The organism is Streptomyces sp. NPDC005955 (genome assembly GCF_042871255.1).
GTDB lineage: Bacteria > Actinomycetota > Actinomycetes > Streptomycetales > Streptomycetaceae > Streptomyces.
Genome location: NZ_JBIAIF010000001.1, coordinates 201151 through 226450 on the forward strand (window position 1 = coordinate 201151; position 25300 = coordinate 226450).

The following is a 25300-nucleotide window of genomic DNA, read 5'->3' on the forward strand; positions in this document are numbered from 1 at the left end:
GGCAAACAAACCCCCCCCCCCCGCCCCCCCCGCGGGGGCGTTTTGGGGCCCCGCGGCGGGGGGGGGCCCCCCGGGGGGGCGGGGGGCGGGGCGGGCGGGGGGGGGGGGCGGGGGGGGCCCCCCCCCGCCACCGGAAGGGGTGAAGAGACGTAACTTTCGCGTGCGGACGGCGTTCGGTCGCGCTATGGATCACGACGACCGCATGGAGTGACGTCCGGGTCGGGCCGGACGCTCTCCTGATGATCGGTCAACTCTCCGGGTAGGCCCAGGGGTTGGCCCGACAACTGATGCCGTCGTGGGCGAGGAACTTCGTCTGCTGCTGCATCACGGGGGCGAGTTCGCCGTCCGTTTGGCAGCTCACATGACCGAAGCCCAGTCGGTGCCCCACCTCGTGGTTGATGAGCATCTGCCGGTACGCGTGGATGCGCTTGCCGTAGGTCTCGGAGCCCTGCGCCCAGCGGTACGCGTTGATCATCACGCGTTCGGTGCTGGCCGAGTCGCAGGAGACGTTGTCGATGGTGGTGTTGAGGCCGGACTTGGCGCACCACGCGCCGGTGGTCCCGGGACTCGCCAGGGTGATGACGAAGTCCGCCTCACCCGAGGAGACCCGTTCGAAGGTACGGGCTCCGCCGTGGGCCCAACTGCGCTCGTCGTTCAGGGTCTTGTGGATCGCATCGGCGAACAGTCGGCCGTCGAGGCCGAGGCCCCGCTCCACGTCGACGCGGTAGCGGAACCGCTGTCCCTTGCCGGGCGCCTTGACGAAACCGGGGACGGCGTCGAACTTCCCGGTCGCCTTGAGCTTCGGGTCGAGCGGGTAGGTCCGCCCCATCTGCTCGGCGTACGTCGGGGGCTTCGCGACGGCCGGCTTGTCGGACGGGGTGGGTCGGCTGTCGGAGCGCGAGGGCGGATCGTCGCGCTGCCGGTCGGCCTCCTCCGCGGCGCGGGTGTGCCCGGTGGTGTCACCGTCCCGCTCGGCCACCTGTCCGGCGACGACGACGGCGAGGACGGTGGTCACCGCGGCGGCGGTGATCCCGGTGAAGGTACGGCTCTTGCCGCCCCGGCCCGCAGGCCCCGCAGGTCCCGCCGGGGCGTGGCCCCGCTCGTCACCGGGCCCGCGCGGCGGCGGTACCGCGGCCCGGCGGCGGGCCCGTCCGGCGGCGGGCTGCCGGGGGTCGGCCCGGTGCGCGGCCTCCTCGACGGCGGCGGCGTCGGTGGGGTCGAGGGGGTCGGCGAGTTCGACGTCGTCCCAGCGGGTGACGGAGGCGTACGGGTCGGCGGGGGCGTACGGGGGTCCGGCGGACGGGGCGCCCGGGGTCGCGGGCCCCGTTCCGTACGGGCCCGAGCGGTAGGGCCCCGGGAGGACCGTCCGCGGTCCCGCGGCGCCGGGGGGCGGTCCGTGCGACCCCGCGGTGAACACGTCGTCCGTGCCGTCGTCCCCGAACGCGTCGACGTAGTCCTGTCGGGGACCGGGCACCTGGTGGCGCCCGGGGGCCGCGGCGCCGGGAACGGTGCCCCAGCCTCCCCCGGCCTCCCGCTGCTCGGGGTGTCCGCCCCGTACCAGGGGCACGCCCCGGGCGGGGGTCCCCTCGGTGTACCGCGGCGGTTGCGGGATCCGCGGCTGTCCCGCCCGCGGCTCGCGAGCGGGGGCGGGAGGCTCGGCGGACCGGGGCGCGGCAGCACGCGGCGCGGCGTCACCCTTCTTCGCCGCAGGGCCCTTGCGGCTATGGCGTCCCACGCGGCGTCTCAGCTCCCCGTCTGCGCGTCGGCGGACTCATCCGTACCGGAGGGTCCCACAGTCGCGCGTCCGCTGTCCCGCCCACCGTCGTTCCGGTCCGTGCCGCCCGTTCTCGCGGCGGCCGTGCCGAGGTCGCGGAGCAGGTCGTGGAAGGCCGTGGCGACGAGGTCGGGGTACTCCATCATGGCGACGTGCCCGGCGTCGGGCAGGGTGAGCAGTCGGGAACCCCGGAAGGAACGTGCCGCCCGCTCCGCCATCCGGGCGGAGACCAACTGGTCGCGCCCGCCGTACACCAGCAGGGTCGGGGCGAGCACCCGTTCGGCCTGCCGCCACAGTCCGTGCTGCCCGCCGAGGGTGTAGGCGTCGACGATGCCGCGGGTGGAGCGGGCCATCGCGTCCCAGAAGTGGGGCAGCGTCTGGCGGTGCTCCATCTCCGCGACGGCCGCGGCGAAGCCCTGGGGCGTGACCCGTTCCGGGTCGCCCCAGCACAGACCGGCCACGCCGCGGACGCGCTGCTCGGCCGACCAGTCCCGGGTCAGCCGGGTGAACAGCGCGGCGACCCCGGGCAGGGCCAGCAGGGCCGTCGGCACCGCGGTGCGCTGGACGCGCAGTTCCGGCAGGGCGGGCGAGACCAGGGTCAGCGACCGTACGAGGTCCGGCCGGACGGCGGCCACCCGGGTGGTGATCGCACCGCCCAGGGAGTTGCCGAACAGGTGCACGGGGCCGCGGCCGGCGGCGTCCAGGTAGCGGATCACGGCGCGGGCGTGCGCGGTGACCGAGTAGGCGCCGTCCTCGGGGGGCGGCGAGTCGCCGAAGCCCGGCAGGTCGAGCGCCTCGCTGTGCACGAGGTCGTCGAGGAGGGGCATCAGGGCCGACCAGTTCTGCGAGGAACCGCCGAGCCCGTGGACGTACAGCGCGGGCGGCAGGCCGGGACGGGCCGCGGGGCGCGAGCGCACGGCGAGGGACAGCCCGGGGAGCCGGACGGAGTGCAGCCGTTCCCCCTCCGCGGCCCTGACCGCGCCGACCCGTGGCACGGCCGCGGCTGACAGGTGCGGCGACTCCGACGAAGACATGCGGCAATGTTACGAGACCATCACGCCCGGTTTCCTGTGTTCGCCGTCACAGACTGGGCGTAGCGTGGGGGCACCGGCACCCTCCCCCCGTCGAGGGGCCGGACGCCCCACCGCTCGGGAAGAGGACAGCATGGCCACCGACCCCACCGACCCCGGGACCCGGCGCTCCGAGGACGCCCGGGAAGCCGCGCAGGCCAGGACCGCCCACGACGTCGAGGCGCCGGAGGCGGACACGGCGGAGCAGCTGACCGAGCTCGCACCGGAGCAGGACGACGCGGTCCCGGGCTCCGACCCCGCTTCCGCCGACGAGGGGGACCGCGCCGAGCAGGCCCGCGTGGTGGCACTGGACGAGGACGACTACCGCTGACCGGACACCGCTGACGCACGGCGGCGCGGGCCGCCGGCGGGCGCGGGCCGGTGACGCTGGCGCGGCGCCCGCTGCGCGCCCTGTGTACGGTTCCCCCTGCGTCCGGGGCGTTCCCGCCCCGTCCGGTACGTGAAATTCTGCCCTCGCGCCGCGCGCCGAGGGGTTACCGAAAAGTACGATGGGCGTCGCGGCGCACACCGCACACGGTCGATCTTGGGAGGCGGCGTGACAGCCATCGAGCAGACAGACGCGGCCCGCCCGCGGGGCACCCGCCTCCCGCGGCGTGCCCGGCGCAACCAGCTCTTGGGCGCCGCCCAGGAGGTGTTCGTCGCCCAGGGTTACCACGCAGCCGCGATGGACGACATCGCGGAGCGCGCGGGGGTCAGCAAGCCGGTGCTGTACCAGCACTTCCCGGGCAAGCTCGATCTGTACCTGGCGCTCCTGGACCAGCACTGCGAGGCGCTGCTCCAGGCGGTGCGCGGGGCCCTCGCCTCGACCTCGGACAACAAGCAGCGGGTGGCGGCCACGATGGACGCCTACTTCGCGTACGTGGAGGACGAGGGCGGCGCGTTCCGTCTGGTGTTCGAGTCGGACCTGACCAACGAGCCGGCCGTCCGGGAACGGGTGGACCGGGTGAGCCTCCAATGTGCGGAGGCGATCTCCGAGGTGATCTCCGAGGACACGGGCCTGCCCAAGGAGGAGTCGATGCTCCTGGCGGTCGGTCTCGGCGGCGTCTCCCAGGTGGTGGCCCGCTACTGGCTGTCCAGCGGCAGCGACATCCCCCGGGACACGGCCGTGCACCTGCTGACCTCCTTGACCTGGCGCGGCATCGCCGGCTTCCCGCTGCACGGCACGGAGCTGCCGCAGTAGCCGCGGCGGTCGATCCGGTACGAGGACCGGACCGCACCCGCGCGCTGTTCGCTACCGGCGTGTTCCACCGTGACTTTCCCCCCGGCGCACCGGGCTAGTGTGTGCCAGGTACGGCGCGGAGGGCCGCGCACATCAAGACCGTCGGAGGGACATAGCCGTGGAGGTCAAGATCGGCGTGCAGCACGCGCCCCGCGAGATCGTTCTGGAGAGCGGTCAGACCGCCGAGGAGGTCGAGACCGCGGTGGCCGAGGCACTGTCCGGCAAGTCTCAGCTGTTGAGCCTGGTGGACGATCACGGCCGCAAGGTGCTCGTGCCGGCCGACCGGCTCGCGTACGTGGAGCTCGGTGAGCCGACGCAGCGCAAGGTGGGCTTCAGCGCGCTGTAGGCGGCCGTCCGCCCGTGCGGTGACGCGGGCCCGCAGACACGACGGAGCGGTCCGGTGGGGTGAATCCCGCCGGGCCGCTCCGTCGTGTGCGCACCGGGACAGGATTGCCCGCTCGACGGCGGGGGTAGATCCGCTGCACGGACGACGGATGCGGCGGAACCGCGTGGGAGGGACCACGACATGGTTTGGGTGGCGGTGGGTTCCGCGGTGATCGGGCTCGGTCTGGCGCTGGCCGTACTGCGGTTGCGGGCGGATCGGTTGCCCGCGGCTCGGCTGGTGCTGACCACCGGGGTGGTGGGGGCCTTGTTCGGTGCGTTCGTGACGCGTACGGCGCTCGGGGATCCCGGGGTCGCCACGACGTTGTTCGGTGCGGGCACGGTTGCCGTTGCGCTGCTGTCCCTGTTGCTGCGCCCCCACCGCGTACGCCGCTCCGCTCCCGCTTGACCCCTCGCGTCCGGCTGCGCTGTCCCGTGCGGGTGCGCTGGGCTGTTGCGCAGTTCCCCGCGCCCCTATCGGGGCACCCTAGGCCGGTGGATCCCCTGAGCTCGGCGAAGCCCCTCAGCCCGGCGGACCCCGTCAGTGCGGCGGACCCCGTCAGTGCGGCGGACCCCGTCGGAGGGGCGGAGCCCCGTGGGGGCGCGGGGAACTGCGCGGGCAACCACGACGCACCCGCAGGGAACAGCGCACCGCAAGAGGCAACCCCTGACTAGGGGCGCGGGGAACGGCGCAACAGCCCAGCGCACCCGCACGGGACAGCGCAGGCCCAGCGGAGCGCACCCGCACCCGACGTCACGGGGAACGCCACCAAGAACAACAGCGCACCGCGCGCATCACGCGGCCAACCCCAACGCAGCCATCCGCTTCGTGTGCGCCTCGGTGATCCGCGAGAACATCCGCCCGACCTCGGCCAGGTCGAACCCGTCTGCAACCCCGCCCACCAGCATCGTCGACAACGCGTCGCGCTCCGCGACCACCCGCTGGGACTGCGACAGCGCCTCCCCCATCAGCCGTCGCGCCCACAGGGCGAGCCGCCCCCCGACCCGGGGATCCGCGTCGATGGCCGCCCGCACCTTCTCGATGGCGAACCCGCCGTGCCCCGTGTCGTCGAGGACGGCGAGCACCAGCGCCCGGGTGTCGGAGTCGAGCCGGGCGGCGACCTCACGGTAGAAGTCGCTGGCGATGGAGTCCCCCACGTACGCCTTGACCAGGCCCTCCAGCCAGTCCGACGGCGCGGTCTGCCGGTGGAACCCGTCCAGCGCGGCGACGAACGGCTGCATCGCCTCGGTGGGCTCGACCCCGACCGCCGCCAGCCGGTCCCGCAACTGCTCGAAGTGGGCGAACTCGGCCGACGCCATCTTGGCGAGCGCGGCCTTGTCCGCGAGGGTGGGCGCGAGCTTCGCGTCCTCCGCGAGCCGTTCGAACGCCGCCAGCTCCCCGTACGCGAGCGCGCCGAGCAGATCGACGACCGCGGCCCGGTACTGGGGGTCGGCGGAGGCGCGGTCCCAGTCCTGGGCGGCGACCCCGGTGGGTTCGGCGGGCGTTTCGGCAGCGTGGTCAGGCGTCGTCATGAAGCGCACAATAGCCCGCGCGGCCACCCCGGGAAGGCCCTGGTCAAGGAGTGTGGCGACGGGCGCACGAGCGGTGCACGGGGCGTGCGCGAGCCACCCTGCGACCGTGACGTGACGAATTCGGCCACCGCGCCTGCGCGATTCCGGGGTATGGTGGTAATGCGCCCGCTGAGTGCGCCGATGTACCACGATGGTCATGTGAACGGGTGACCACGGCAGGTTGAGTCGGCGAACACGACGGGCACAGGAATGAGGATGCCCGGTCGCTGGCCCGATCGGCTCCGACCAGACAGCCCTCCCAGGTACGGCACAGTGCGTACCGACGATGGAGGGGCCCTCATAGCGGTACGAGAGTTTCGAGCGTCGGCTGTGGTCCCGCGCCACCCGGTTCGCGAAGGCGGCCGGGGTTCACCGGCACGGTACAAGACCCCCAAGCGCTCACTCCGCACCGCGTCTCACAGAAGAGGCACCACCCTGATTACGCAGACGCAAGCGACGACTTTCCGAGATCTCGGAATCCTTCCCGAGACCGCCGAGTCCCTTGAGGCCGTCGGTATCACGACGCCCTTCCCGATCCAGGAGATGACCCTCCCCGTCGCCCTCTCCGGCACGGACGTGATCGGCCAGGCGAAGACCGGTACCGGCAAGACCCTCGGGTTCGGCCTCCCGATCCTGGAGCGGGTCACCGTCCCGGCCGACGTCGAGGCGGGGCGCGCCACCCCCGAGCAGCTGACCGACGCACCGCAGGCGCTCATCGTCGTACCGACCCGTGAGCTGTGCACCCAGGTCACCAACGACCTGCTCACCGCGGGCAAGGTACGCAACGTCCGGGTCACCGCGATCTACGGCGGCCGGGCCTACGAGCCGCAGGTCGAAACCCTGCGCAAGGGCGTCGACGTGGTCGTCGGCACCCCCGGACGCCTGCTCGACCTCGCGGGCCAGAAGAAGCTCGACCTCACGCACATCCGGTGCCTCGTCCTGGACGAGGCCGACGAGATGCTGGACCTGGGCTTCCTGCCGGACGTCGAGAAGATCATCAACATGCTGCCGCCGAAGCGGCAGACCATGTTGTTCTCCGCGACGATGCCCGGCGCCGTCATCGGTCTGGCGCGCCGCTACATGTCGCAGCCCACGCACATCCGCGCCACCGCGCCGGACGACGAGGGCGCGACCGTGGCGAACACCTCGCAGCACGTGTACCGCGCGCACTCCATGGACAAGCCGGAGATGGTCGCCCGCATCCTCCAGGCCGAGGGCCGCGCCCTGGCGATGGTCTTCTGCCGGACGAAGCGCACCGCGGCCGACATCGCCGAGCAGCTCCAGCGGCGCGGCTTCGCCTCCGGTGCCGTCCACGGCGACCTGGGCCAGGGCGCCCGGGAGCAGGCGCTGCGGGCGTTCCGCAACGGCAAGGTCGACGTGCTGGTGTGCACGGACGTGGCCGCGCGCGGCATCGACGTCGAGAACGTCACGCACGTGATCAACTACCAGTCCCCCGAGGACGAGAAGACGTATCTGCACCGCATCGGCCGCACCGGTCGCGCGGGTGCCTCGGGTACGGCGATCACCCTGGTCGACTGGGACGACATCCCGCGCTGGCAGCTCATCAACAAGGCGTTGGACCTGCCCTTCACCGATCCGCCGGAGACGTACTCCACGTCCCCGCACCTCTTCGCCGAGCTGCGCATCCCCGAGGGCACCAAGGGCATCCTGCCGCGTTCGGAGCGGACCCGGGCCGGGCTCGCCGCCGAAGAGGTCGAGGACCTCGGTGAGACCGGGCGCAGCCCCCGCGGTCGTGGTGGACGGGCTCCCGTCGCCGCCGCCCCGCAGGAACGCGAGCGGCCCGCCCGGACGCCGCGCAGTCGTCGTCGGACCCGTGGCGGTACCCCGTTGGAGGACGCCGCCGCGAACCCGAGCGCGTCGACCGCCGGCACGCAGTCGCCGGTCGAGCCCTCGCCCGAGGTCGTGGAGGCGCCCCGGCGTCGCCGCCGGACGCGTTCCGGTGCCACCGCCGGCGCAGCGCAGGCGCCCGCCGTGGCGGACGTCGAGGCCGTGACCGCTTCCGCGACGGTGGCCGAGGCCCCCGTCGCCGAGGAGGTCGAGGTGAAGCCCCGGCGCCGTCGGACCCGCAAGGCCGTCGAGGCACCGGCCGTGGTGGCCGAGGTCGCGGAGCCGAGCACCGGGGTGACCGTCGAAGCGGTGACCGCGGAGCCCGAGGTCAAGCCGCGCCGTCGGACCCGCAAGGCGGCGGCCGCCCCCGAGGCGGAGGCCGTCGCGCCGACCGCCGTGGAAGCACCGACCGCCGAGGAAGCGCCGAACGCCGTGGCAGCCCCGGCCGCCGAGGACGTCGTGGACGCCGCGGAGGCCAAGCCGCGTCGCCGCACCCGCAAGAAGGCCGTCGCCACGGAGCCGGAGGCGCCCGCCGCCCCCGTCACCGCCGAGGAGGTTGCCGAGCCGGCCGCCGCCCCCAAGCGACGCACCCGCAAGAAGGCGGTCGCCCCCGTGGAGACCGCCACCGCCCCGGCCGCCGAGGCCGACGGCGGGGAGCCCACCGAGGCGCCGGCCAAGCCGCGCCGCACGCGCGCCAAGAAGGCCGCGGCGGTCGTCGAGCCCGCCGCTTCCGAGGCCGCGGACCCCGAGGCGAAGCCCCGGCGGCGCCGCACCCGCAAGGTGGCCGAGGCCCCCGAGGGCTGAAGTCCCGCAGTTGACGGCCGGCGGCCCGGCACCCCGACGCACGGGGGTGCCGGGCCGCTGTCGTGTCCGCCCGACGGAACCCGGTGCCTCGGCGGGGCGGCCCTTCCCGGCGGCCGTTAGCCTTCGGGTATGAGCAGGCCCTCGACGTTCGTGCCGCCCCCGGGAGTCTCCGCACGGGTGATCTCCACGCCCCGCGGCGGGTTCGCCGCCCTCGACACGGACGGAGCGCACCGTCCGGACGGTCCCCTGCGCGGCACCGCGCTGCTGCTGCCCGGGTTCATGGGCAGCAAGGAGGACTTCATCGCACTGCTCCTGCCGCTGGCCGCCCGGGGCTACCGCACGGTGGCCGTCGACGGGCGCGGCCAGTACGAGTCGCCCGGCCCCCACGACGATCCGGCGCCCTACGCCCAGGAGGAGTTGGCGCGCGACGTACTGGCCCAGCGGGACGCCCTCGCGGCCACCGGCCCGGGCCCGGTGCACCTGCTGGGGCACTCGTTCGGCGGTCATCTGGCGCGCGCGGCGGTGCTGGCCGAGCCGGCCGCGTTCGCGTCGCTCACCCTGATGGCCTCCGGTCCCGCCGAGATATCCGCAGCGCAGCGCGAGCGCGTCAAGCTGTTGCGGGACGCCCTCGCCGTGCTCGACATGGGCCGGGTGTGGGAGGCGATGCAGTCGTTGGAGGCCCCCGCGCCCGAGGACGCCGCCACCGGCGCGGCGGACGGCAACGCGACGGACGAAGCGACGGACGAGGCAGCGCTGCGCGCCCGCTGGCTGCGCAACAGCCCCGCCCAGATCCTCGCCGCCGGGCGCCTGCTGTGCACGGAGCCGGACCGGGTGCCCGAACTGGCCGCGCTCTCCCTGCCCCGGCACGTCATCTCGGGCGAGCGGGACGAGACCTGGCCGGTGCCGCTGCTCGACGAGATGGCCGACCGCCTCGCCGCGCGCCGCACGGTCGTCGTGGGCGCCGAACACTCCCCCAACACCGAGCGCCCCGCCGAGACCGCCACCGCCCTCGCCGACTTCTGGGACGCGGTCCCGCTCTGACCCTCCCGGCGCCCGGGCACTGAGGGCGTACTCAGTACTGGGTGCGCACGTGCTCCCAGAAACCGTCGCGCAGGCTGCGTCGCAGGTCAGAGTGGCCGCGCAGCGAGTACTGGAGCTTGCCCTCGGCCTCCACCAGCAGGTCCTGGTCCACCGAGCCCGGCAGGTAGGGGTGCCCCGGCAGCAGGTCGGCCAGGGCGTCGCGCCCCCGGGCGGCGAGCCACTTCGCGGCGATCTGCGCCCCCACGAACCGCACGTCCTCCCGGCTGGGCCGGGGGGTGTTCTGGGTCTCGTACGAGGAGACGGTCCGCCGGGACACGTACGGTTTGAAGAACTCCAGGTCGAAGACGCGCTGGCTGTCCACCTCCCACAGCAGGGGCTCGGCCTGGTTGCGGCCCTCGGGCGCCTCGACGCCCCACAGGTGGACCCGTGCCCCGTACCCCTGGGCCGCCTCCACCGCCGACACCAGGTCCTCGTCCCCGCCGAGCAGGGCCGCGTCGCTGATCGCCCGGTGCCGGGCCAACGACTCCAGGTCGGTGCGGATCAGGGAGTCGACGCCCTTCTGCTGGTTGTTGGCGTTGAGGTTGCCGAGCCTGACCTTGACGTCCGGCAGTTCCGCGATGGTCTGCTGTTCGGCGGTGTGGATGCGGCGGCGGGCCCCGTCGTACCAGTAGACGCGCAGCAGACGGCTGTCGGCGAAGATCGTGCGGGCCCGGTCGATGAACGCCTCGATCAGCCCCTCGGCGTCCAGGTCGAAGGCGCGCCGGTCCTCCGTCCCCGCGACGAGCCGGCCCGCAGCCGCGTAGACGTAGCCGGCGTCCACGAAGATCGCGTGGGTGGCGGGCGTCTTGGCGACCTCGGCGACCATGCGCCGCAGCAGCTCGTTGGTGAGGTCGAGCCGGGCGAGCAGGGCGGCGGACTCCTCGGCGCCCGGGGCCGGGGCGCCCGGGTCACCCCGGTGCGTCCCGGACGTTCTCACGGGTGTGGCATCCGGCCCTGACCAGGGCGCACCCTGCTGTTCCTCGCTCATCGCCCCCATTGTCCGGGGCGCGCCGGAGGGGACACAACCCGTCCCGCGCCACCGGCGTTCTTTAGTCCGGCGAAAATTTTCCTTAGTGTAGGGAATGAATACGGTGGAAACCGCGCTGTACGGGGAGTGAGCGCACGTCCCGGGGCCCCTGCGGTTGCCCGGCGTGCGACGCGCTCTTGACGGACCGGCTCGTCCCCGGCCCCGGGATCCCGGTGGTCGTGCGGGTGCGCGTCCGGTCCGTACGACCAGTTCTCCCCCCGGGGAGGATCACGCAGACGAAGGGAGAAGCTCTTGCGCTTCGAGATCATGCGCCTGAACGACGTCGACGGCACCGCCGAGGAATCGACCGTCGTGGACGCCGCCTCCGTCAACCGGATCGTCCAACAGGCCGCCGCCATCGGGCAGCGGCTGTACATCCGCCCGGCGGAACCGTCCGCCTCGTAACAGCGCCGACGGGCACGCGGCCCACGGTCGCCGCGCCCGGTGTGTGACAGGGCCCCCGCACGACACGACGTCGTCACCGGGGGCCCTGTCGTGTGTCCAGGGGACTGCTGTGGGTCCGGGGGGGCTCAGGCCGCCTTGATGACCTGGGTGACGCCGTTGATGATCTGCTGCACGGCGATGGCGGACAGCATCATGCCGGCGAGCCGGGTCACCAGGACCACCCCGCCGTCCTTGATGACCCGGATGATCAGCAGCGAGTACCGCATGGCGACCCAGAGCACCAGGTGGATCGCGAGGATCGCGACCCACACCGACACCTGCGCACCCACGGTGTCGGCCTTCTGCACGGCGAGGATCACCGAGACGATCGCACCGGGCCCGGCGAGCAGCGGCATGCCGAGCGGGACGAGGGCGACGTTGACGTCCTTGGTCTGCTTCGGTTCGTCGGTCTTGCCGGTGAGCAGGTCCAGGGCGATCAGCAGGAGCAGCAGTCCGCCCGCGATCATCAGGGCGGGCACCGAGACGTGCAGGTAGTTGAGGATCTCGTGGCCGAGCAAGCCGAACAGGGCGATCACCCCGAAGGCCACGCAGACCGCTTGGAAGGCCATCCGCTTCTGGACGCGGGTGGGCCGTCCGGAGGTCAGCGCGAGGAAGATCGGGGTGATTCCCGGCGGGTCCATGATGACGAAGAGGGTCAGGAACAGGGACCCGAACACAGCGAGGTCGAACACGGTAGGTAGTGCCTTGCGGGAGGGAGCGGGCGCCGTTCGGCGCAGCTCGGAGCGGTACGGGAGGGAACCTGCGTCCCGGACGGGGCACGGGAGCAGAGGGTGAGGACGGCCGGCCGGCGTGCTCGGCCCGGGAGCGGGCCCGGGGGGCGGCACGGGCCCGGGCGCGTACGGCGCGCGGGCGGGAGAGGTCAGCCGTCGGTGGTCAGCGGGGCGGGGGTTCCCCCGGCCCCGGGCACCGGGAACGCGCCGGTCGCGCGGCGGGTGATCTCCCCGTAGATCTCGGGGTCCGTGGTGAACTCGCCGAGCAGGCAGGTCTTGCGGCTGCCGTGGTAGTCGCTGGACCCGGTGCCCAGGAGTCCCAGTTCGGCGGCGAGTCCGCGCAGCCGGGCCCGGGTGGCGGGTTCGTGGTCCATGTGGTCGACCTCGATGCCGTCGAGTCCGGCGGCGGCCAGCGCGGCGATCGTCGCCTCGGACACGGTCGCGCCGCGGCGGGCGGCGCCGGGGTGGGCGAGGACGGTGACGCCGCCGGCGGCCTTGACCAGGCGGACCGCGTCGAAGGGGTCGAGTTCGTGCTTGGCGACGTACGCGCGGGCGCCGTCCCCGATCCACTGGGGGGCGAACGCCTCGGAGATCGAGGAGACGACACCGAGTTCCATCAGCGCCTCGGCGACGTGCGGACGTCCCACGGAGCCGTTGCCGGCGATCCGGGCGACCTGTTCCCAGGTCACCGGTACGCCGAGGTCCTGGAGCCGGGTCACCATGCCCTGGGCGCGCGGCACCCGGTCGTCACGGACCAGTTCGCGCTGGGCGAGCAGTTCCGGCTCGTCGGGGTCGAAGAGGTAGGCGAGCATGTGCAGGCCCACGCCGTCGAGGCGGCAGGAGAGTTCCGCGCCGGGGACCAGCGTCAGGTGTGCGGCGTCGGATGCGGGGTCCGCGAGGGCGGCCCGCGCCTCGGCGTGGCCGCGGGTGGTGTCGTGGTCGGTGAGCGCGACGACGGCGAGCCCGCTCGCGGCGGCCTTGCGGACGAGTTGGGCGGGGGTGTCCGTGCCGTCGGACGCGGTGGAGTGGGTGTGCAGGTCGATGCGCACGACGGACTCCAAACCGACTCGGCCCCACGGGGAACGCGGGACACAGGGACGCTCCAGAATAACCGGCCGTAGCGGGGTTCCGACCGTCCGGAGGCTGAGGCGGTGGACACACCGAGGGGGTGGCCGCGGGTGGTCGGTGGGCGCCAGGAGGGCGTCAGGGGGCGGTCAGGGGGACAGCAGCCGGGGGGAGAGCGCCCCGCAGGGCAGGAGGTCCATCTCGGCGCCGGCGTCCCGCAGATCGGTCAGGACCAGCTCGTCGTACATCAGCAGGCCGGACTGTTCGGGCCAGACCACCGCCCACAGCCACAGGCCGCGGGCCTCGCCGGCGAAGACCGCGCGGTCGGGCGGCGCTCCGGAGACGTGCCACAGCGGGCTCGGGCGGCCGGAGGCGAGGACCTTGGCCTCGGGCGGCTTCTCGACGCTGATGTGCGGGCCGGGGTCGGGGCCGTCGACGCCGGCGTACCGGGCGCCGAGCCCGACGCCCAGTTCCTCGGCGACGAGCAGCAGCTCGCCGATGCCGCCGAGCGGCCCGGGGCCGGAGCAGGCGACGACGGTGGCCCGGCCGCCGCTGCGGTCGTCACCGGCGTAACCGACGCCGGTGAAGAGCCAGCCGACGGGCAGCGGCCAGGGCATCCAGACGGGGACCCGGGCGCGGTTCACGACCACGCCGAGGGCTTCGACGCTGGGCGGGATCACGGGCTGGAGTGGCTGCACCGCCCCGTGCAGGGCGCACTGCCACGTATCGGCGAAGAGTCCGGGAGCCCTGACCCGGCCTCCACACTTCGGGCAACTGGGTTCGCCCCTCATAGCCGTCAACGGTCCCCCCTGACCGTCCACGAGTCAAGGAAGATCAAAGGATGATCACCCGACTGCGCGCCCCGCGCCCGCGGTGACGCCCCCCGCCGCGGCGAGACGTCGGTCGCACGGGGCCTCAGTCGAGCGGGACGCCCGCGCGCAGCGGATCGCGCAGGTCGGTCCCGCGCGCCAGCCACCGTTCGTGGAGGGCGCCCGCGCCGTGCACCCGCTTCCACGCGGCCTCGTTCGGGGTCATCGGCAGCAGCGGCAGGAAGGCGACGGCCTCGCGCGGCGGGTCCGGCTCCAGATCGGGGACGAGCCCACCGGGTTCGGCGACGAGCACGGAGGTGAAGGGCGCCCCCGGCCACAGCGGTCCGCCGACGTCGAGCGAGGCGCCCGGGGCGACCACCAGCCCTTCGACCTGCGGGCTCGCCGCCAGCACGGCCAGGGTCCGCAGCACCCCGTCGGTGTCGGCGGGCCCACGGCGCACGGTGAGCACCAGCTCGGCCCGCGGCCCGCGCTCGGGGTCGGCGACCAGCGCCGTCGGGTCGGTCATGGGGCGGGCGGACATGCCCAGGGTGACGTAGCGGACGTACGGGCCGGGCTCCCCCGGCGTCCCGGGGCCGGCCGGCGGGCCCTCGACGAACCGCAGGACCTCGATCCGGTCGGTGCCGAGGAACGTGACCGCCGCCCGGGCGTCCGGTTCCCCGAAGGTCGTACGCAAACGGGCCTCGACGAGCGGGAGAACATCTGCCATGCCCGCGAGCATAGAACGCCCGTCCGGTCGTCAGAATCCGCATGTCACAGGGGTGTCGGGGAGGAGCGCCGGGGACGGCGGGCGTCAGGGAGCCGTAGGACAACGGTGGGAAGGCGCCCTTGACACGTCAACCGACTGCTAGTCTTGGCCGCTGTTCGGGACGGTCTTCCCAGCGGTACGCATCGGCGTCGCGCTCACGTCCCGGAACCTTGGACATCCCCCACGGGGGACCGGCCGGAGGAGGTGGGGCTGTCATGGATCGAAGTCGATCGTGCAGTATCACCCGCTCTTCCGGTCGCTGAGTCCGTAGCTCCGCCGGTCACGGTCCCGCTCCGCGCACCGTCCGGCTCCTACCGCTTCGCGTACGCGCCCCCTTCGGGCCCCCTCCCGTTCGGTCCGCCCCGTCATCCTTCGGGGACGGACACCGGGTCCCCCGTCCCGTCGCCGGTCCACCACCGGCGTCCGGTCGCGCGTGACGGAAGAGCACAGCGTTCCCACCGGGCCCACCCCGGCCCGTCCACCGTGCCCCGCCCTGCCCGGCCCGGTGCCGTACGGCCGTGTCAGCGGTGCAAAGCCGCTGCCGCGCACGCAGTACCCGCAGTTGTGAACCAGTAGCGAAACGCGAAGGAGCCGCCACCTCGGTGCGGTGCTCCCCGCTTTGTGGACGTGCCACACATCGACCGTTCCGTCGATCCCTGCGATCCGACCGGGACACCGCGGCGCGGACGTCCCCATTCCGGGCAGTTCCACCCGTCGTCCGTGGCTCCCCGGTGCGAAGGAGTCCGCCCATGTCGATGATCCGTGACCTGCGTGCAGCCGTTCGGCCCGCCCACCGCAAGGACGACAGCGCCTACGACACCACCCGCGATCCGGCGACGCCCTCGGCGATCGTCGACTGCGCGGTCTACCGCGACGGCCGCCGCGTCGACTCGGCGGAGTGCCTGACCCCGCACGGCGCGATGCTCCAGGTGCGCCGGGACGGCGGATTCGCGTGGATCGGCCTGCACGAGCCGACCGAGGCCGAGTTCGCGGTGATCGCAGCCGAGTTCGGGCTGCACCCGCTGGCCGTCGAGGACGCCGTCCACGCCCACCAGCGGCCCAAGCTGGAGCGGTACGACGACACCCTCTTCACCGTCTTCAAGACCATCCACTACGTCGAGCACGACGAACTCACCGCGACCAGCGCCATCGTGGAGACCGGCGAGGTCATGTGCTTCACCGGCGCGGACTTCTTCATCACCGTCCGGCACGGCGGCCAGGGTTCGCTGCGGGCGCTGCGCAGTCGTCTCCAGGGCGAACCGGAGCTGCTCGCCAAGGGCCCCTCGGCGGTCCTGCACGGCATCGCGGACCATGTCGTGGACGGCTATCTGGCGGTCGCCGACGCGGTGCAGGACGACGTGGACGAGGTCGAGACCGAGGTGTTCTCGCCCGGTCGGCGCGGGGTGGCGCGCGGGGTGGACGCCGGGCGGATCTACCAGCTCAAGCGGGAGGTGCTGGAGTTCAAGCGGGCGGTGGCCCCGCTGGCCCGGCCGATGCAACTGCTGAGCGAGCGACCGATGCGGCTGGTCGACCCGGACATCCAGAAGTACTTCCGTGACGTGGCCGACCACCTCACCCGGGTGCAGGAGCAGGTCACCGGCTTCGACGAACTGTTGAACTCAATCCTCCAGGCCAATCTGGCGCAGGCGTCCGTCGCGCAGAACGAGGACATGCGGAAGATCACCTCCTGGGCCGCGATCATCGCGGTGCCGACGATGGTCTGCGGGGTGTACGGGATGAACTTCGAGCACATGCCGGAGCTGGGCTGGCGGTACGGGTACCCGATGGTGCTCGGCGTCACGGTCGTCATCTGCCTCACCATCCACCGCACCCTGAAGCGCAACGGCTGGCTGTGACCGCGGGGGCGCCGCAGGTGGCCGGGGCGGTGCGCGCGCTGTCTACTCTTGCCCCATGACGGAATCACCTCTCGACCGGGCGCTCGTCGAGGAAGCCACCAAGAAGTCCGGGCTGATCTGGGTCCGGGGCGACGGCCCGGACCGACCGCTGTGGCACGTGTGGCACGAGGGCGCCGCGCTCGTCCTGGGTGACGGCCCGGGCGAACAGCCGCTGCCGGGGCTGGTCGACGGGGGCACGGCGACCGTCACCGTGCGCAGCAAGGACAAGGGCGGGCGGCTGGTCGCCTGGACCGCCCGGGTGGTGGAACTCGCGCCGGACGGCGAGCCGTGGACGGCGGCCGTCCAGGAGCTGAAGGGCAAGCGGCTGAACGCGCACGACGGGGAGGAGGCGCCCGGACGGTGGGCGCGGGAGTGCCGGGTGCTCCGGCTGGAGCCGGGCGCCGTCGACACCGAGGTGCCGACGGGGTCCCTCGCGGCGGTTCCGCTGGAGACCCCGGTGACCACCCGTCAGCCCGCTCCCGCGGCGCTGCCCAAGCTGTTGCTGCGGCGGCGCCGCGGACGCTGAGCCGGAGCGCCGTCAGGACGCGGGCAGCGCCCGACCGTAGTCGACGACCTCGGAGGACGCCGGCTCCTTCAGCGGGACGTCGCGGTTCCAGTCGCTGAGGCTGATCGTCCCGGCGCCCCCGGCCCGGACCAGGCGCAGCGGGTAGGGGGTGCCCTCCAGGGAGACGTCGAGGGTGCCGCCCGCGCCCCGGTCGCCGGTGAGCCGGATGGTCTTGACCCCACCGGCGGCCCCCCGTTCGCCCTTCTCCAGGGTGCCGTGCAGGGTGATCAGCCCGTCGAGCAGCAGGTCCATGTCGGCGAAGCCGCTCAGCTGCTGGTAGGAGGGGTCGCCGGCGGGGACCTTCACGTACTTGCCGTCGAGCTTCTCGGCGGCGGCCCGGTCCGAGGCGGCCTTCTCCGGGGTGGTCTCGGAGCCCTTCGTCCCGTGGGTCCAGAACGAGGAGTCGGCCTTGAGGTACAGCTTCTCGCCGATCCTGAGCAGGCGGATCGTGCCGCCCTTGGAGCGCACCGACCCGGTGCCGCCCCGGTCCGACAGGCGCATGTCGAGCCGGTAGCCCTGGCCCTTGACCCGGACGGTGCCCGACAGCCGGACGGCGGCGGCCCGCTCCGCGGCGAGCCGGGTCTTGTTCTGGATCTCGGTGGCCGACAGCTTGCCGACCCCGTTGGTGCCCTGGTCGGGGTCCGGGGGGGCGTCGCCGCCGCCGCAGCCCGTGAGCCCCAGGGTGGCGACCATCGTTCCCGCGCACACCATGCTCACCATCACCGCGCGCCGACCCCGGCGCAGGGGAACCGCTGACACAGACGGGGCTGCCTCTCGTACGGGGGGACCGCCGCGATGAACGGCGGTGCACGGCAGCGTACCGGTGCCGTCCGTGCCCGCCCGACCCAGTCCTTCCGGTTGCCGTGAGCGGGCGTCACCTACCCGGACGGGCTAGCCTGAAGCGCGAATTACCGGACAAACACCAAGAAGGGCTCATACGGGCGGCACGTACCAGGGGGACGTACGGGCGGGACGTACGGGCGCGGCGCGGTGCACACGAGGGAGGCACGTACATGGCAGCGGGTGCTCCTCGGATCTTCGTCTCCCATCTGTCCGGCGTCACCGTGTTCGATCCCGGCGGTGACCACGTCGGGCGGGTGCGGGACCTGGTCGCCATGTTGCGGGTCGGGCACCGGCCGCCGCGCCTGCTCGGGCTGGTGGTGGAGCTGACCTCACGGCGCCGGATCTTCCTGCCGATGACGCGGGTGACCGGGGTCCAGGCCGGCCAGGTGATCACCACGGGGGTGCTGAACGTGCGGCGCTTCGAACAGCGGCCGACCGAGCGGCTGGTCTTCGGGGAGCTGCTGGACCGACGGGTGCGGCTGGTGGACACCGGCGAGGAGGTCACCGTGCTCGACCTGTCCGTGCGGCAGCTGCCGGCCCGCCGCGACTGGGAGATCGACCGGATCTTCGTCCGCCGGGGCGCCCCCCGCCGCACCGCGGGCTTCCGACGGCAGAAGGGCGAGGCGCTCACCGTCGGCTGGGAGGCCGTCACCGGCTTCTCGCTGGACGAACAGGGGCAGGGCGCGGAGACCCTGCTCGCCACCTTCGAGCAGCTGCGCCCCGCCGACCTGGCGAACGTGCTGCACCACCTGTCTGCCAAGCGTCGCGCCGAGGTGGCCGCCGCGCTCGACGACGACCGGCTCGCGGACGTCCTGGAGGAACTGCCCGAGGACGACCAGATCGAGATCCTCGGCAAGCTGAAGGAGGAGCGCGCGGCGGACGTGCTGGAGGCCATGGACCCGGACGACGCCGCCGACCTGCTGTCCGAACTGCCCGAGGAGGACCAGGAGCGGCTGCTGAACCTGATGCAGCCCGATGACGCGGCGGACATGCGGCGGCTGATGGCGTACGAGGAGCGCACCGCGGGCGGGTTGATGACCACCGAACCGGTGGTGCTGCGACCCGATGCGACGGTCGCCGACGCCCTGGCCCGGGTCCGCAACCCCGATCTGTCGCCGGCGCTCGCCGCCCAGGTGTACGTGTGCCGCCCGCCGGACGAGACGCCGACCGGGAAGTACCTGGGGACGGTGCACTTCCAGCGGCTGCTGCGGGACCCCCCGTACACGCTGGTGAGCTCGATCCTCGACGACGACCTCCAGGCGCTGTCGCCGCAGGACTCGCTGCCGGCGGTGGCCGGTTTCTTCGCGACGTACGACATGGTGGCCGCGCCGGTCGTGGACGACGGCGGTTCGCTGCTCGGGGCGGTGACCGTGGACGACGTCCTGGACCATCTGCTGCCCGAGGACTGGCGGGAGCACGAGTTCCACGAGTTGGCGGACGGGACCGGCGGCGAGGAGGCACCCGGACATGGCCGCTGACCGGGAGCAGACCCGGCCCCGGGTCCGGCTCGACCAGCCGCTCGCCCCGCGCCGCCGGCTGTGGCCCGACTACGACCCGGACGCCTTCGGGCGGCTGACCGAGCGGATCGCCCGGTTCCTCGGCACCGGACGGTTCATCGTCTGGATGACGTTCACGATCATCTGCTGGGTCGCCTGGAACATCTGGGCGCCGCCCGCGGTGCGCTTCGACCAGTACCCGTTCATCTTCCTGACCCTCGCCCTGTCGCTCCAGGCCTCGTACGCGGCGCCGCTGATCCTGCTGGCGCAGAACCGGCAGGACGACCGGGACCGGGTCAACCTGGAGCAGGACCGCAAGCAGAACGAGCGCTCGATCGCCGACACCGAGTACCTGAGTCGGGAGGTCGCGGCGCTGCGGACGGGGCTCGGCGAGGTGGCGACCAGGGACTGGATGCGCTCCGAGCTGGAGGGGCTGCTGCGGGAGCTCGACGAGCGGCGCGACAGACCCGTGGAGCCCGCCGTGCGCCGGCCCCCGGGACGTGACGCAACCGACCGCTGACGGGCCTTACCGGGGCCCCGGTGGGGCGCCGTACCATCGACGGTATGGCTACGGAAGACGCGGTGCGCGAAGCGCTGGCGACGGTGAACGACCCCGAGATCCAGCGACCCATCACCGAGCTGGGGATGGTCAAATCGGTGGAGATCGGTGCGGACGGCGTGGTCGCCGTGACCGTCTACCTCACGGTCTCCGGTTGCCCGATGCGCGAGACCATCACCACCAACGTGACCGAGGCGGTGGCCCGCGTCGAAGGCGTCACGCGGGTCGACGTCACCCTCGACGTGATGAGCGACGAACAGCGCAAGGAACTGGCCTCCGCCCTGCGCGGCGGAGGGGCCGAACGTGAGGTGCCGTTCGCCCAGCCCGGGTCGCTGACCCGGGTGTACGCGGTGGCCTCCGGCAAGGGCGGCGTCGGCAAGTCGTCCGTGACGGTGAACCTCGCGGCGGCGATGGCCGCCGACGGCCTGAAGGTCGGGGTCGTGGACGCCGACATCTACGGGCACTCGGTGCCGCGGATGCTGGGCGTCGACGGACGGCCCACCCAGGTCGAGAACATGATCATGCCGCCCTCCTCGCACGGGGTGAAGGTGATCTCCATCGGCATGTTCACGCCCGGCAACGAGCCCGTGGTGTGGCGGGGCCCCATGCTGCACCGGGCGCTCCAGCAGTTCCTGGCGGACGTGTTCTGGGGCGACCTCGACGTGCTGCTGCTCGACCTGCCGCCCGGCACCGGTGACATCGCGATCTCGGTCGCGCAGCTGGTGCCCAATGCGGAGATCCTGGTCGTCACGACCCCGCAGCAGGCCGCCGCCGAGGTCGCGGAGCGGGCCGGTTCGATCGCCGTGCAGACCCACCAGAAGATCGTCGGCGTGGTCGAGAACATGGCCGGGCTGCCGTGTCCGCACTGCGACGAGATGGTCGACGTGTTCGGCACGGGCGGCGGGCAGAAGGTCGCCGACGGGCTGACCCGGATCACCGGGGCGAGCGTGCCGGTGCTGGGCTCCATCCCGATCGACGTGCGGCTGCGGGAGGGCGGCGACGACGGCACCCCGGTGGTGCTCTCCGACCCGGGCTCCCCGGCGGGCTCGGCGCTGCGCGCGATCGCCGGCAAGCTGGGCGGCCGGCAGCGGGGACTGGCGGGCCTCTCGCTCGGCATCACGCCCCGCAACAAGTTCTGACGCGGGTACGGGCCCGGGGGCAAACGCCTCGCCCCCGGCGCCCGGCGGGCAGCATGATGACGCCCATGCGCATCACGAGCTGCCGGGCGGAAGACCTGGACCCGATCGAAGAGGTCCTGCCCTCGCCGAGCGCCGTCTCCTACCACCTCCAGCGGTACGCCCGACAGGTCGCGGGTACCAGCACCTTCCTGGTGGCCCGGCTGGACGACGACCGACCGGCCGGGGTCTGCGAGGTCCGCTGGAATGGCTGTGCGGCGCCGGAGGTGCGCGCCGTCGTGGCCGACTGCCCGGAGATCAACGGTCTGCACGTGGTGGAGGCGTTGCAGTCCCGCGGCACGGGCAGCGCCCTGATCCGCCGGGCCGAACGGCTCGCCGCCGAACGGGGCCGCCGCCTCGTCGGGCTGGGGGTCGACGACCACGGGAACCCGCGGGCCGCGGCCCTCTACGCCCGCCTGGGGTACCGGCCCACCGTCCGCTACCTGGACCGCTACTCCTTCACCGACGACGCGGGCGTCGAGCACCCGGTCGAGGAACCCGCCGTCTTCCTGGTCAAGGAACTCGGCCCCCACGACCGGTCGTGAGGGCCCGGGTCAGTGCGGACGGGTCACGGCTCGCCGGGTGTCAGGCGTACTCCTCGATGTCCTTGACCACCGAGAACCCGAGCCCGTAGGCGCTCATGCCCCGCCCGTACGCGCCGAGGTGCACGCCCTCGCGGGTGGACCCGGCGAGCACCCAGCCGTACTCGGACTCGCGGTAGTGGAACGGCGTCGGCACCCCGTCCACCGGCAGCGACAACGAGGCCCAATCGTCGCTGGCGAGGTCGTCCGCCAGCACCCACGCGGTCTCGGTCTGCTGGGTCAGCCAGTCGTCGCGCAGGGTGTGGTCCATCTGCGCGGGCCAGGTGACGGCGAGCAGTCCGGAGCCGGCGAGCCAGGCCGCGGACGACACCGACGTGGCCTCCAGCACCCCCGTGCCGTCGGCGGTCCTGCGCACCGGGCTGGCCGCGACGGTCACCACCACGGCGAACCGGTCGCGTTCGGCGGCGTCCCGGGTGTCGGCGGCCCGCAGCGAGGGTTCGTCGCCGTGCCCGATGGAACCGTGCTCGACCACCCCCTCGGCGGAGGTCCCGGCCTGGAGCAGCCACCGGGTACCGGTGAACGCCCCGTCGAGGCCGTACCAGGGGAACGGCGCCATCAGGAAGTTGTCCACCGTGCGGCGCGCGGGCACGGCCGGTCGTACGCCCCCGGCGCTCCCGGTGGCCCCGGCGCCTTCGGTAGCCGCGGCGCCTTCCCGGGGTGGTGCTTGCGCGCCCACCTGACTCGTCGTCTCCATCTGCGGACGCCTCCTCGCACTCGTCGGACCGGAGCGGCCCGCCCCCCTCGGGCGACCTGGTGTCGGCCCGCACAACAACAAGGGAGAATAGCCACCCGGATTCCCGGAGTTACGGCGCCACCGCACGGCCCGGGGGCAAACCGGGCACAAACAGGCGAGTGGCGGCACTCCCGGCCCATGTCAGCGACCCGGCCCCACGGGTTGACGCACCGGGGGCACTCGGGGAGCACGCGGGAGCGCACCCGGACCGGACCGCCCGGCCCGGGTGACGGATCACCCGGAACGGGTCCGGACGGGTGCGGGGGCGAGCGCGGGTCGGGTCAGGTCGCGTCCATGTCGAACGGGGGCCGCTCCCCCGCGTCGAGACTCCGCTTCTTCACCAGGTCGGCCCGGCCGCCGGCGGCAGCGGCCGCCGCCCCGCCGGCCGCGGCCCGGGTGCCGTCGGTGCGGCTCTCCACGTCGTTCACCGAGTCCGACAGCTCGGCCATCTCCTTGCGGAGGTCGAAGCTGTCGCGGATGTCCTGGAGCCCCAGGTCGTCGTTGCCGAGCTGCTTGCGCAGATACGCCTTGGGGTTCAGGTCCTCGAACTCGAAGTCCTTGAACTCCGGGCCCAGTTCATCCCGTATGTCCTGCTTGGCGCTGTCGGAGAACTCGCGGATCTTGCGGATCATCCGCGAAATGTCCTGGATCGCCTTCGGAAGCTTGTCGGGACCGAAGACGAGCATGCCGAGCACGGCGAGGGTCAGGACCTCGGCCCAGCCTATGTCATTGAACACCTAGCGCTCCCTTGCGATGTCCTCCGGCCCGCAGCGGGTCTTCCATGGTCCCGGACCGCTCCCACGGTACCCGCCGACCCCGTGCGTCCGGTACTGTCCGGGCCCGGTCGGCGCCATCCCGACCGGACCGGAGGTCAGCCGCCGGTGGCCGACCCCAGCACGAGGGTCACCCGGTGCTCCCGGCCGCCGCGTTCCAGGGTGAGCTGGAGCCGGTCACCGGGGCGGTGGGCGCGGATCTTGACGATCAGTTCCTCACCGGAGCGGACCCGCTGGTCGTCGACCTCGGTGATCACGTCGCCGGGCCGGATGCCCGCCCGGGCGCCGGGGCCGTCCTCCACCACGGCCGGCGCCCCGTCGTTGCCCTCGGAACCGACCCGGGCGCCGTCGCCCGTGTAGTCCATGTCGAGCGTGACACCGATGATCGGGTGGGTGGCCTTCCCCGTGTTGATCAACTCCTCGGCGACCCGCTTGCCCTGGTTGACGGGGATGGCGAAGCCGAGGCCAATGGAGCCGGACTGTCCGCTCGGGGCACCGTCACCGCCGTCGGCGGAGCGGATGGCGCTGTTGATGCCGATCACCCGGGCCCGGGAGTCCATCAACGGCCCCCCGGAGTTGCCGGGGTTGATCGGCGCGTCGGTCTGGAGGGCGTCGACGTAGGAGACGTCGCTGCCGTCGCCCTTCTCACCGCCCGCCGTGATGGGCCGTTCCGTGGCGCTGATGATGCCCGAGGTGACCGTGTTGGCCAGGTCGAAGGGCGCACCGATCGCGACGACGGGATCGCCGACGCGGACGTCGTCGGAGTTCCCGAGCGGCAGCGGCTTGAGCCCGGCGACCCCCGTCACCTTGACCACCGCGAGGTCGTACCCCGTGTCCCGTCCGACGATCTCGGCCTCGGCGACCTCACCGGTGCTGAAGGTCACCGTGATCTCCCCGGCGGCCCCCGCGGGTTCGACCACGTGGTTGTTGGTGAGGATGTGTCCGCGGCCGTCGAGCACGAAGCCGGTGCCCGTGCCCTGGTCGGCGCCGCCCCGCACGTGCAGGGTCACCACTCCGGGCAGGGAGCGCGCGGCGATCCCCGCGACGCTGTCGGGTGCCCGGTCCCGGGGCTCGGGGGCGGCTTGCGGCAGTTCGACCCGGGTGGTGCGCCTGGCCTCGAAGTACGCGCCCGTCACCCCGCCGACCGCGCCCGCGGCCAGGCCCAGGACGAGCGCCCCCACGAGCAGTCCGCGCCGTGCGGGCGCCCCCGTCCGGGGACCCGCCCCGCCGCGGGTGCCGTCGCCGACCGGCTGGAGCGGCGCCCCGGCCCACGGGTCGTACCGCGCCCAGGGCCCGCCCGCGCCCTCCTCGGGGCCCGGACCGCCCTGCGGCCGGGGGTGACCCGACGGCGGACCGTACGGGGCGGCTGCGCCGTGCGTCGGGGTTCCGTGGCCGGGCGTGCCGTGCGGGACGCCGCCCGGCGGCACGGGGCCAGGCGGCACGGCTCCGGCGGGTGGCTGGGTGCCGTGGGGTGCGGCTGCGGCGCCGGGCGGGGAGGTCCCGTACGACGGGGGGCCGGCTGCGGGGCCCTGGGCGGGGATCGTGGGCACGCCGTGCGCGGGGGTGGCCGCGGGGTGCTGGACGGGCGGTGCGGGCGCCCAGGGGCCCGGCTGGCCGTACGGCGGGGTGCCGTAGGGGTCCGGGGCGTGCAGGGGCACGGGACGCCGCTCGGCGGGCGGCTCGGGGGCCGCGGCGGGGGGCTGGGCGGCAGCGGTCTGCGCGGCCTGCCCCGTAGCGGTGTCGGGGAGCGCGACGGGGCGGGGCGACGGGGGTTTCGTCAGGTCGACGGGGTGGGCGTCGGGACGGGGCTCGGCGGCGCCGCCGCGGTCACCCGGTGCGTCCTCGGGCGGGGTTCCCGGAGCGGGCGCGGGCACGGGTGTCGCGGTCCCCTCGCCGGGGGCCGCGGGCGCCGGCCGACTCCACCACTTCGGCTTGCCCTCGTCCATCGTCTCCCCACACCCGCTGCGCGGTCGTCACCGCTCGTGAACCATCGACTGGACGGCCCGTCCCTGCGGAGCACGTCCCCGGGAATTCAATCAGGTCCGGGG

The 25300-nt window shown here is 73.6% G+C and carries 25 protein-coding genes; 13 read left to right on the forward strand and 12 right to left on the reverse strand.

Annotation, left to right across the window (positions count from 1 at the left end; translation table 11 throughout):
- Window positions 1–247: 247 nt before the first annotated feature.
- Together ACFYOU_RS00805 and ACFYOU_RS00810 are read right to left on the reverse strand one after the other, a co-directional pair.
- A complete protein-coding gene (locus ACFYOU_RS00805) occupies window positions 248–1735 on the reverse strand; it encodes a DUF3152 domain-containing protein (protein WP_391302434.1) in 1488 nt (495 codons plus the stop codon).
- Window positions 1736–1743: 8 nt separating this feature from the next.
- Window positions 1744–2808, reverse strand: coding sequence for an alpha/beta fold hydrolase (locus ACFYOU_RS00810; protein WP_391302436.1), 1065 nt, complete (start codon window positions 2806–2808; stop codon window positions 1744–1746).
- 130 nt (window positions 2809–2938) lie between these two features.
- On the opposite strand from ACFYOU_RS00810, the gene ACFYOU_RS00815 reads away from it, so the two are divergent.
- The 4 genes from ACFYOU_RS00815 (at window position 2939) to ACFYOU_RS00830 (ending at window position 4874) form a co-directional block, all read left to right on the forward strand.
- On the forward strand, window positions 2939–3175 hold the full coding sequence (locus ACFYOU_RS00815) for a hypothetical protein (protein ID WP_385494583.1): 237 nt from the start codon (window positions 2939–2941) through the stop codon (window positions 3173–3175).
- A 225-nt stretch (window positions 3176–3400) separates the two neighbouring features.
- Entirely contained in the window at window positions 3401–4045 is a 645-nt protein-coding gene (locus ACFYOU_RS00820) for a TetR/AcrR family transcriptional regulator (RefSeq protein ID WP_389765182.1), read from the forward strand.
- A 157-nt stretch (window positions 4046–4202) separates the two neighbouring features.
- The gene (locus ACFYOU_RS00825; protein ID WP_385494585.1) at window positions 4203–4430 is read left to right on the forward strand and encodes a DUF3107 domain-containing protein; all 228 of its coding nucleotides are present in this window, start codon (window positions 4203–4205) and stop codon (window positions 4428–4430) included.
- Between the two features lie 180 nt (window positions 4431–4610).
- Window positions 4611–4874 carry a hypothetical protein gene (locus ACFYOU_RS00830; RefSeq protein ID WP_389765180.1) on the forward strand — a complete coding sequence of 88 codons (264 nt, stop codon included), beginning with the start codon at window positions 4611–4613 and terminating at the stop codon, window positions 4872–4874.
- Between the two features lie 386 nt (window positions 4875–5260).
- On the opposite strand, the gene ACFYOU_RS00835 is transcribed toward ACFYOU_RS00830, so the two are convergent.
- The gene (locus ACFYOU_RS00835; RefSeq protein ID WP_385494588.1) at window positions 5261–5998 is read right to left on the reverse strand and encodes a ferritin-like fold-containing protein; all 738 of its coding nucleotides are present in this window, start codon (window positions 5996–5998) and stop codon (window positions 5261–5263) included.
- A gap of 582 nt (window positions 5999–6580) precedes the next feature.
- Between ACFYOU_RS00835 and ACFYOU_RS00840 the strand changes: the two genes are divergently transcribed.
- Both ACFYOU_RS00840 and ACFYOU_RS00845 read left to right on the forward strand, forming a co-directional pair.
- Window positions 6581–8689, forward strand: coding sequence for a DEAD/DEAH box helicase (locus ACFYOU_RS00840; protein WP_391302441.1), 2109 nt, complete (start codon window positions 6581–6583; stop codon window positions 8687–8689).
- 129 nt (window positions 8690–8818) lie between these two features.
- Window positions 8819–9730 carry an alpha/beta fold hydrolase gene (locus ACFYOU_RS00845; protein WP_391302443.1) on the forward strand — a complete coding sequence of 304 codons (912 nt, stop codon included), beginning with the start codon at window positions 8819–8821 and terminating at the stop codon, window positions 9728–9730.
- Window positions 9731–9761: 31 nt separating this feature from the next.
- Here the strand turns inward: ACFYOU_RS00845 and ACFYOU_RS00850 are convergent, their stop codons facing one another.
- On the reverse strand, window positions 9762–10706 hold the full coding sequence (locus tag ACFYOU_RS00850) for an NYN domain-containing protein (RefSeq protein WP_389765174.1): 945 nt from the start codon (window positions 10704–10706) through the stop codon (window positions 9762–9764).
- A gap of 342 nt (window positions 10707–11048) precedes the next feature.
- Between ACFYOU_RS00850 and ACFYOU_RS00855 the strand changes: the two genes are divergently transcribed.
- Window positions 11049–11201, forward strand: a complete 153-nt coding sequence (locus ACFYOU_RS00855) for a hypothetical protein (RefSeq protein ID WP_389765172.1) — start codon at window positions 11049–11051, stop codon at window positions 11199–11201.
- Window positions 11202–11326: 125 nt separating this feature from the next.
- Here the strand turns inward: ACFYOU_RS00855 and ACFYOU_RS00860 are convergent, their stop codons facing one another.
- From ACFYOU_RS00860 to ACFYOU_RS00875, 4 genes are all read right to left on the reverse strand, one after another.
- Window positions 11327–11932 carry a MarC family protein gene (locus ACFYOU_RS00860; RefSeq protein WP_389765171.1) on the reverse strand — a complete coding sequence of 202 codons (606 nt, stop codon included), beginning with the start codon at window positions 11930–11932 and terminating at the stop codon, window positions 11327–11329.
- Between the two features lie 188 nt (window positions 11933–12120).
- Window positions 12121–13020, reverse strand: a complete 900-nt coding sequence (locus tag ACFYOU_RS00865) for a PHP domain-containing protein (RefSeq protein WP_389765169.1) — start codon at window positions 13018–13020, stop codon at window positions 12121–12123.
- Between the two features lie 165 nt (window positions 13021–13185).
- Window positions 13186–13827 (reverse strand): DUF6758 family protein, encoded by a 642-nt coding sequence (locus ACFYOU_RS00870; protein ID WP_385494596.1) that lies wholly within the window; start codon window positions 13825–13827, stop codon window positions 13186–13188.
- 124 nt (window positions 13828–13951) lie between these two features.
- The gene (locus ACFYOU_RS00875) at window positions 13952–14572 is read right to left on the reverse strand and encodes a suppressor of fused domain protein (protein WP_391302447.1); all 621 of its coding nucleotides are present in this window, start codon (window positions 14570–14572) and stop codon (window positions 13952–13954) included.
- Between the two features lie 788 nt (window positions 14573–15360).
- On the opposite strand from ACFYOU_RS00875, the gene ACFYOU_RS00880 reads away from it, so the two are divergent.
- Both ACFYOU_RS00880 and ACFYOU_RS00885 read left to right on the forward strand, forming a co-directional pair.
- Entirely contained in the window at window positions 15361–16467 is a 1107-nt protein-coding gene (locus ACFYOU_RS00880; protein WP_389765165.1) for a magnesium and cobalt transport protein CorA, read from the forward strand.
- Between the two features lie 55 nt (window positions 16468–16522).
- The gene (locus ACFYOU_RS00885) at window positions 16523–17032 is read left to right on the forward strand and encodes a hypothetical protein (RefSeq protein WP_391302449.1); all 510 of its coding nucleotides are present in this window, start codon (window positions 16523–16525) and stop codon (window positions 17030–17032) included.
- Between the two features lie 12 nt (window positions 17033–17044).
- On the opposite strand, the gene ACFYOU_RS00890 is transcribed toward ACFYOU_RS00885, so the two are convergent.
- Complete coding sequence (locus tag ACFYOU_RS00890; RefSeq protein ID WP_391302450.1) at window positions 17045–17830, reverse strand: hypothetical protein; 786 nt, start codon at window positions 17828–17830, stop codon at window positions 17045–17047.
- A 254-nt stretch (window positions 17831–18084) separates the two neighbouring features.
- On the opposite strand from ACFYOU_RS00890, the gene ACFYOU_RS00895 reads away from it, so the two are divergent.
- The 4 genes from ACFYOU_RS00895 to ACFYOU_RS00910 all read left to right on the forward strand — a co-directional run bounded on the left by ACFYOU_RS00895 (window position 18085) and on the right by ACFYOU_RS00910 (window position 21689).
- Complete coding sequence (locus tag ACFYOU_RS00895; protein ID WP_389765161.1) at window positions 18085–19392, forward strand: magnesium transporter MgtE N-terminal domain-containing protein; 1308 nt, start codon at window positions 18085–18087, stop codon at window positions 19390–19392.
- On the forward strand, window positions 19382–19930 hold the full coding sequence (locus ACFYOU_RS00900) for a DUF1003 domain-containing protein (RefSeq protein WP_387010633.1): 549 nt from the start codon (window positions 19382–19384) through the stop codon (window positions 19928–19930). The genes ACFYOU_RS00895 and ACFYOU_RS00900 overlap by 11 nt, the downstream gene beginning before the upstream one ends.
- 44 nt (window positions 19931–19974) lie before the next feature.
- On the forward strand, window positions 19975–21108 hold the full coding sequence (locus ACFYOU_RS00905) for a P-loop NTPase (RefSeq protein ID WP_391302453.1): 1134 nt from the start codon (window positions 19975–19977) through the stop codon (window positions 21106–21108).
- Between the two features lie 65 nt (window positions 21109–21173).
- On the forward strand, window positions 21174–21689 hold the full coding sequence (locus tag ACFYOU_RS00910; protein WP_391302455.1) for a GNAT family N-acetyltransferase: 516 nt from the start codon (window positions 21174–21176) through the stop codon (window positions 21687–21689).
- Window positions 21690–21729: 40 nt separating this feature from the next.
- On the opposite strand, the gene ACFYOU_RS00915 is transcribed toward ACFYOU_RS00910, so the two are convergent.
- The 3 genes from ACFYOU_RS00915 to ACFYOU_RS00925 all read right to left on the reverse strand — a co-directional run bounded on the left by ACFYOU_RS00915 (window position 21730) and on the right by ACFYOU_RS00925 (window position 25198).
- A complete protein-coding gene (locus ACFYOU_RS00915) occupies window positions 21730–22440 on the reverse strand; it encodes a hypothetical protein (protein ID WP_391302457.1) in 711 nt (236 codons plus the stop codon).
- A 320-nt stretch (window positions 22441–22760) separates the two neighbouring features.
- Window positions 22761–23216 (reverse strand): sec-independent translocase, encoded by a 456-nt coding sequence (locus ACFYOU_RS00920; protein ID WP_391302458.1) that lies wholly within the window; start codon window positions 23214–23216, stop codon window positions 22761–22763.
- A 134-nt stretch (window positions 23217–23350) separates the two neighbouring features.
- Window positions 23351–25198 carry a trypsin-like peptidase domain-containing protein gene (locus ACFYOU_RS00925; protein ID WP_391302460.1) on the reverse strand — a complete coding sequence of 616 codons (1848 nt, stop codon included), beginning with the start codon at window positions 25196–25198 and terminating at the stop codon, window positions 23351–23353.
- Between the last annotated feature and the right edge of the window lie 102 nt (window positions 25199–25300).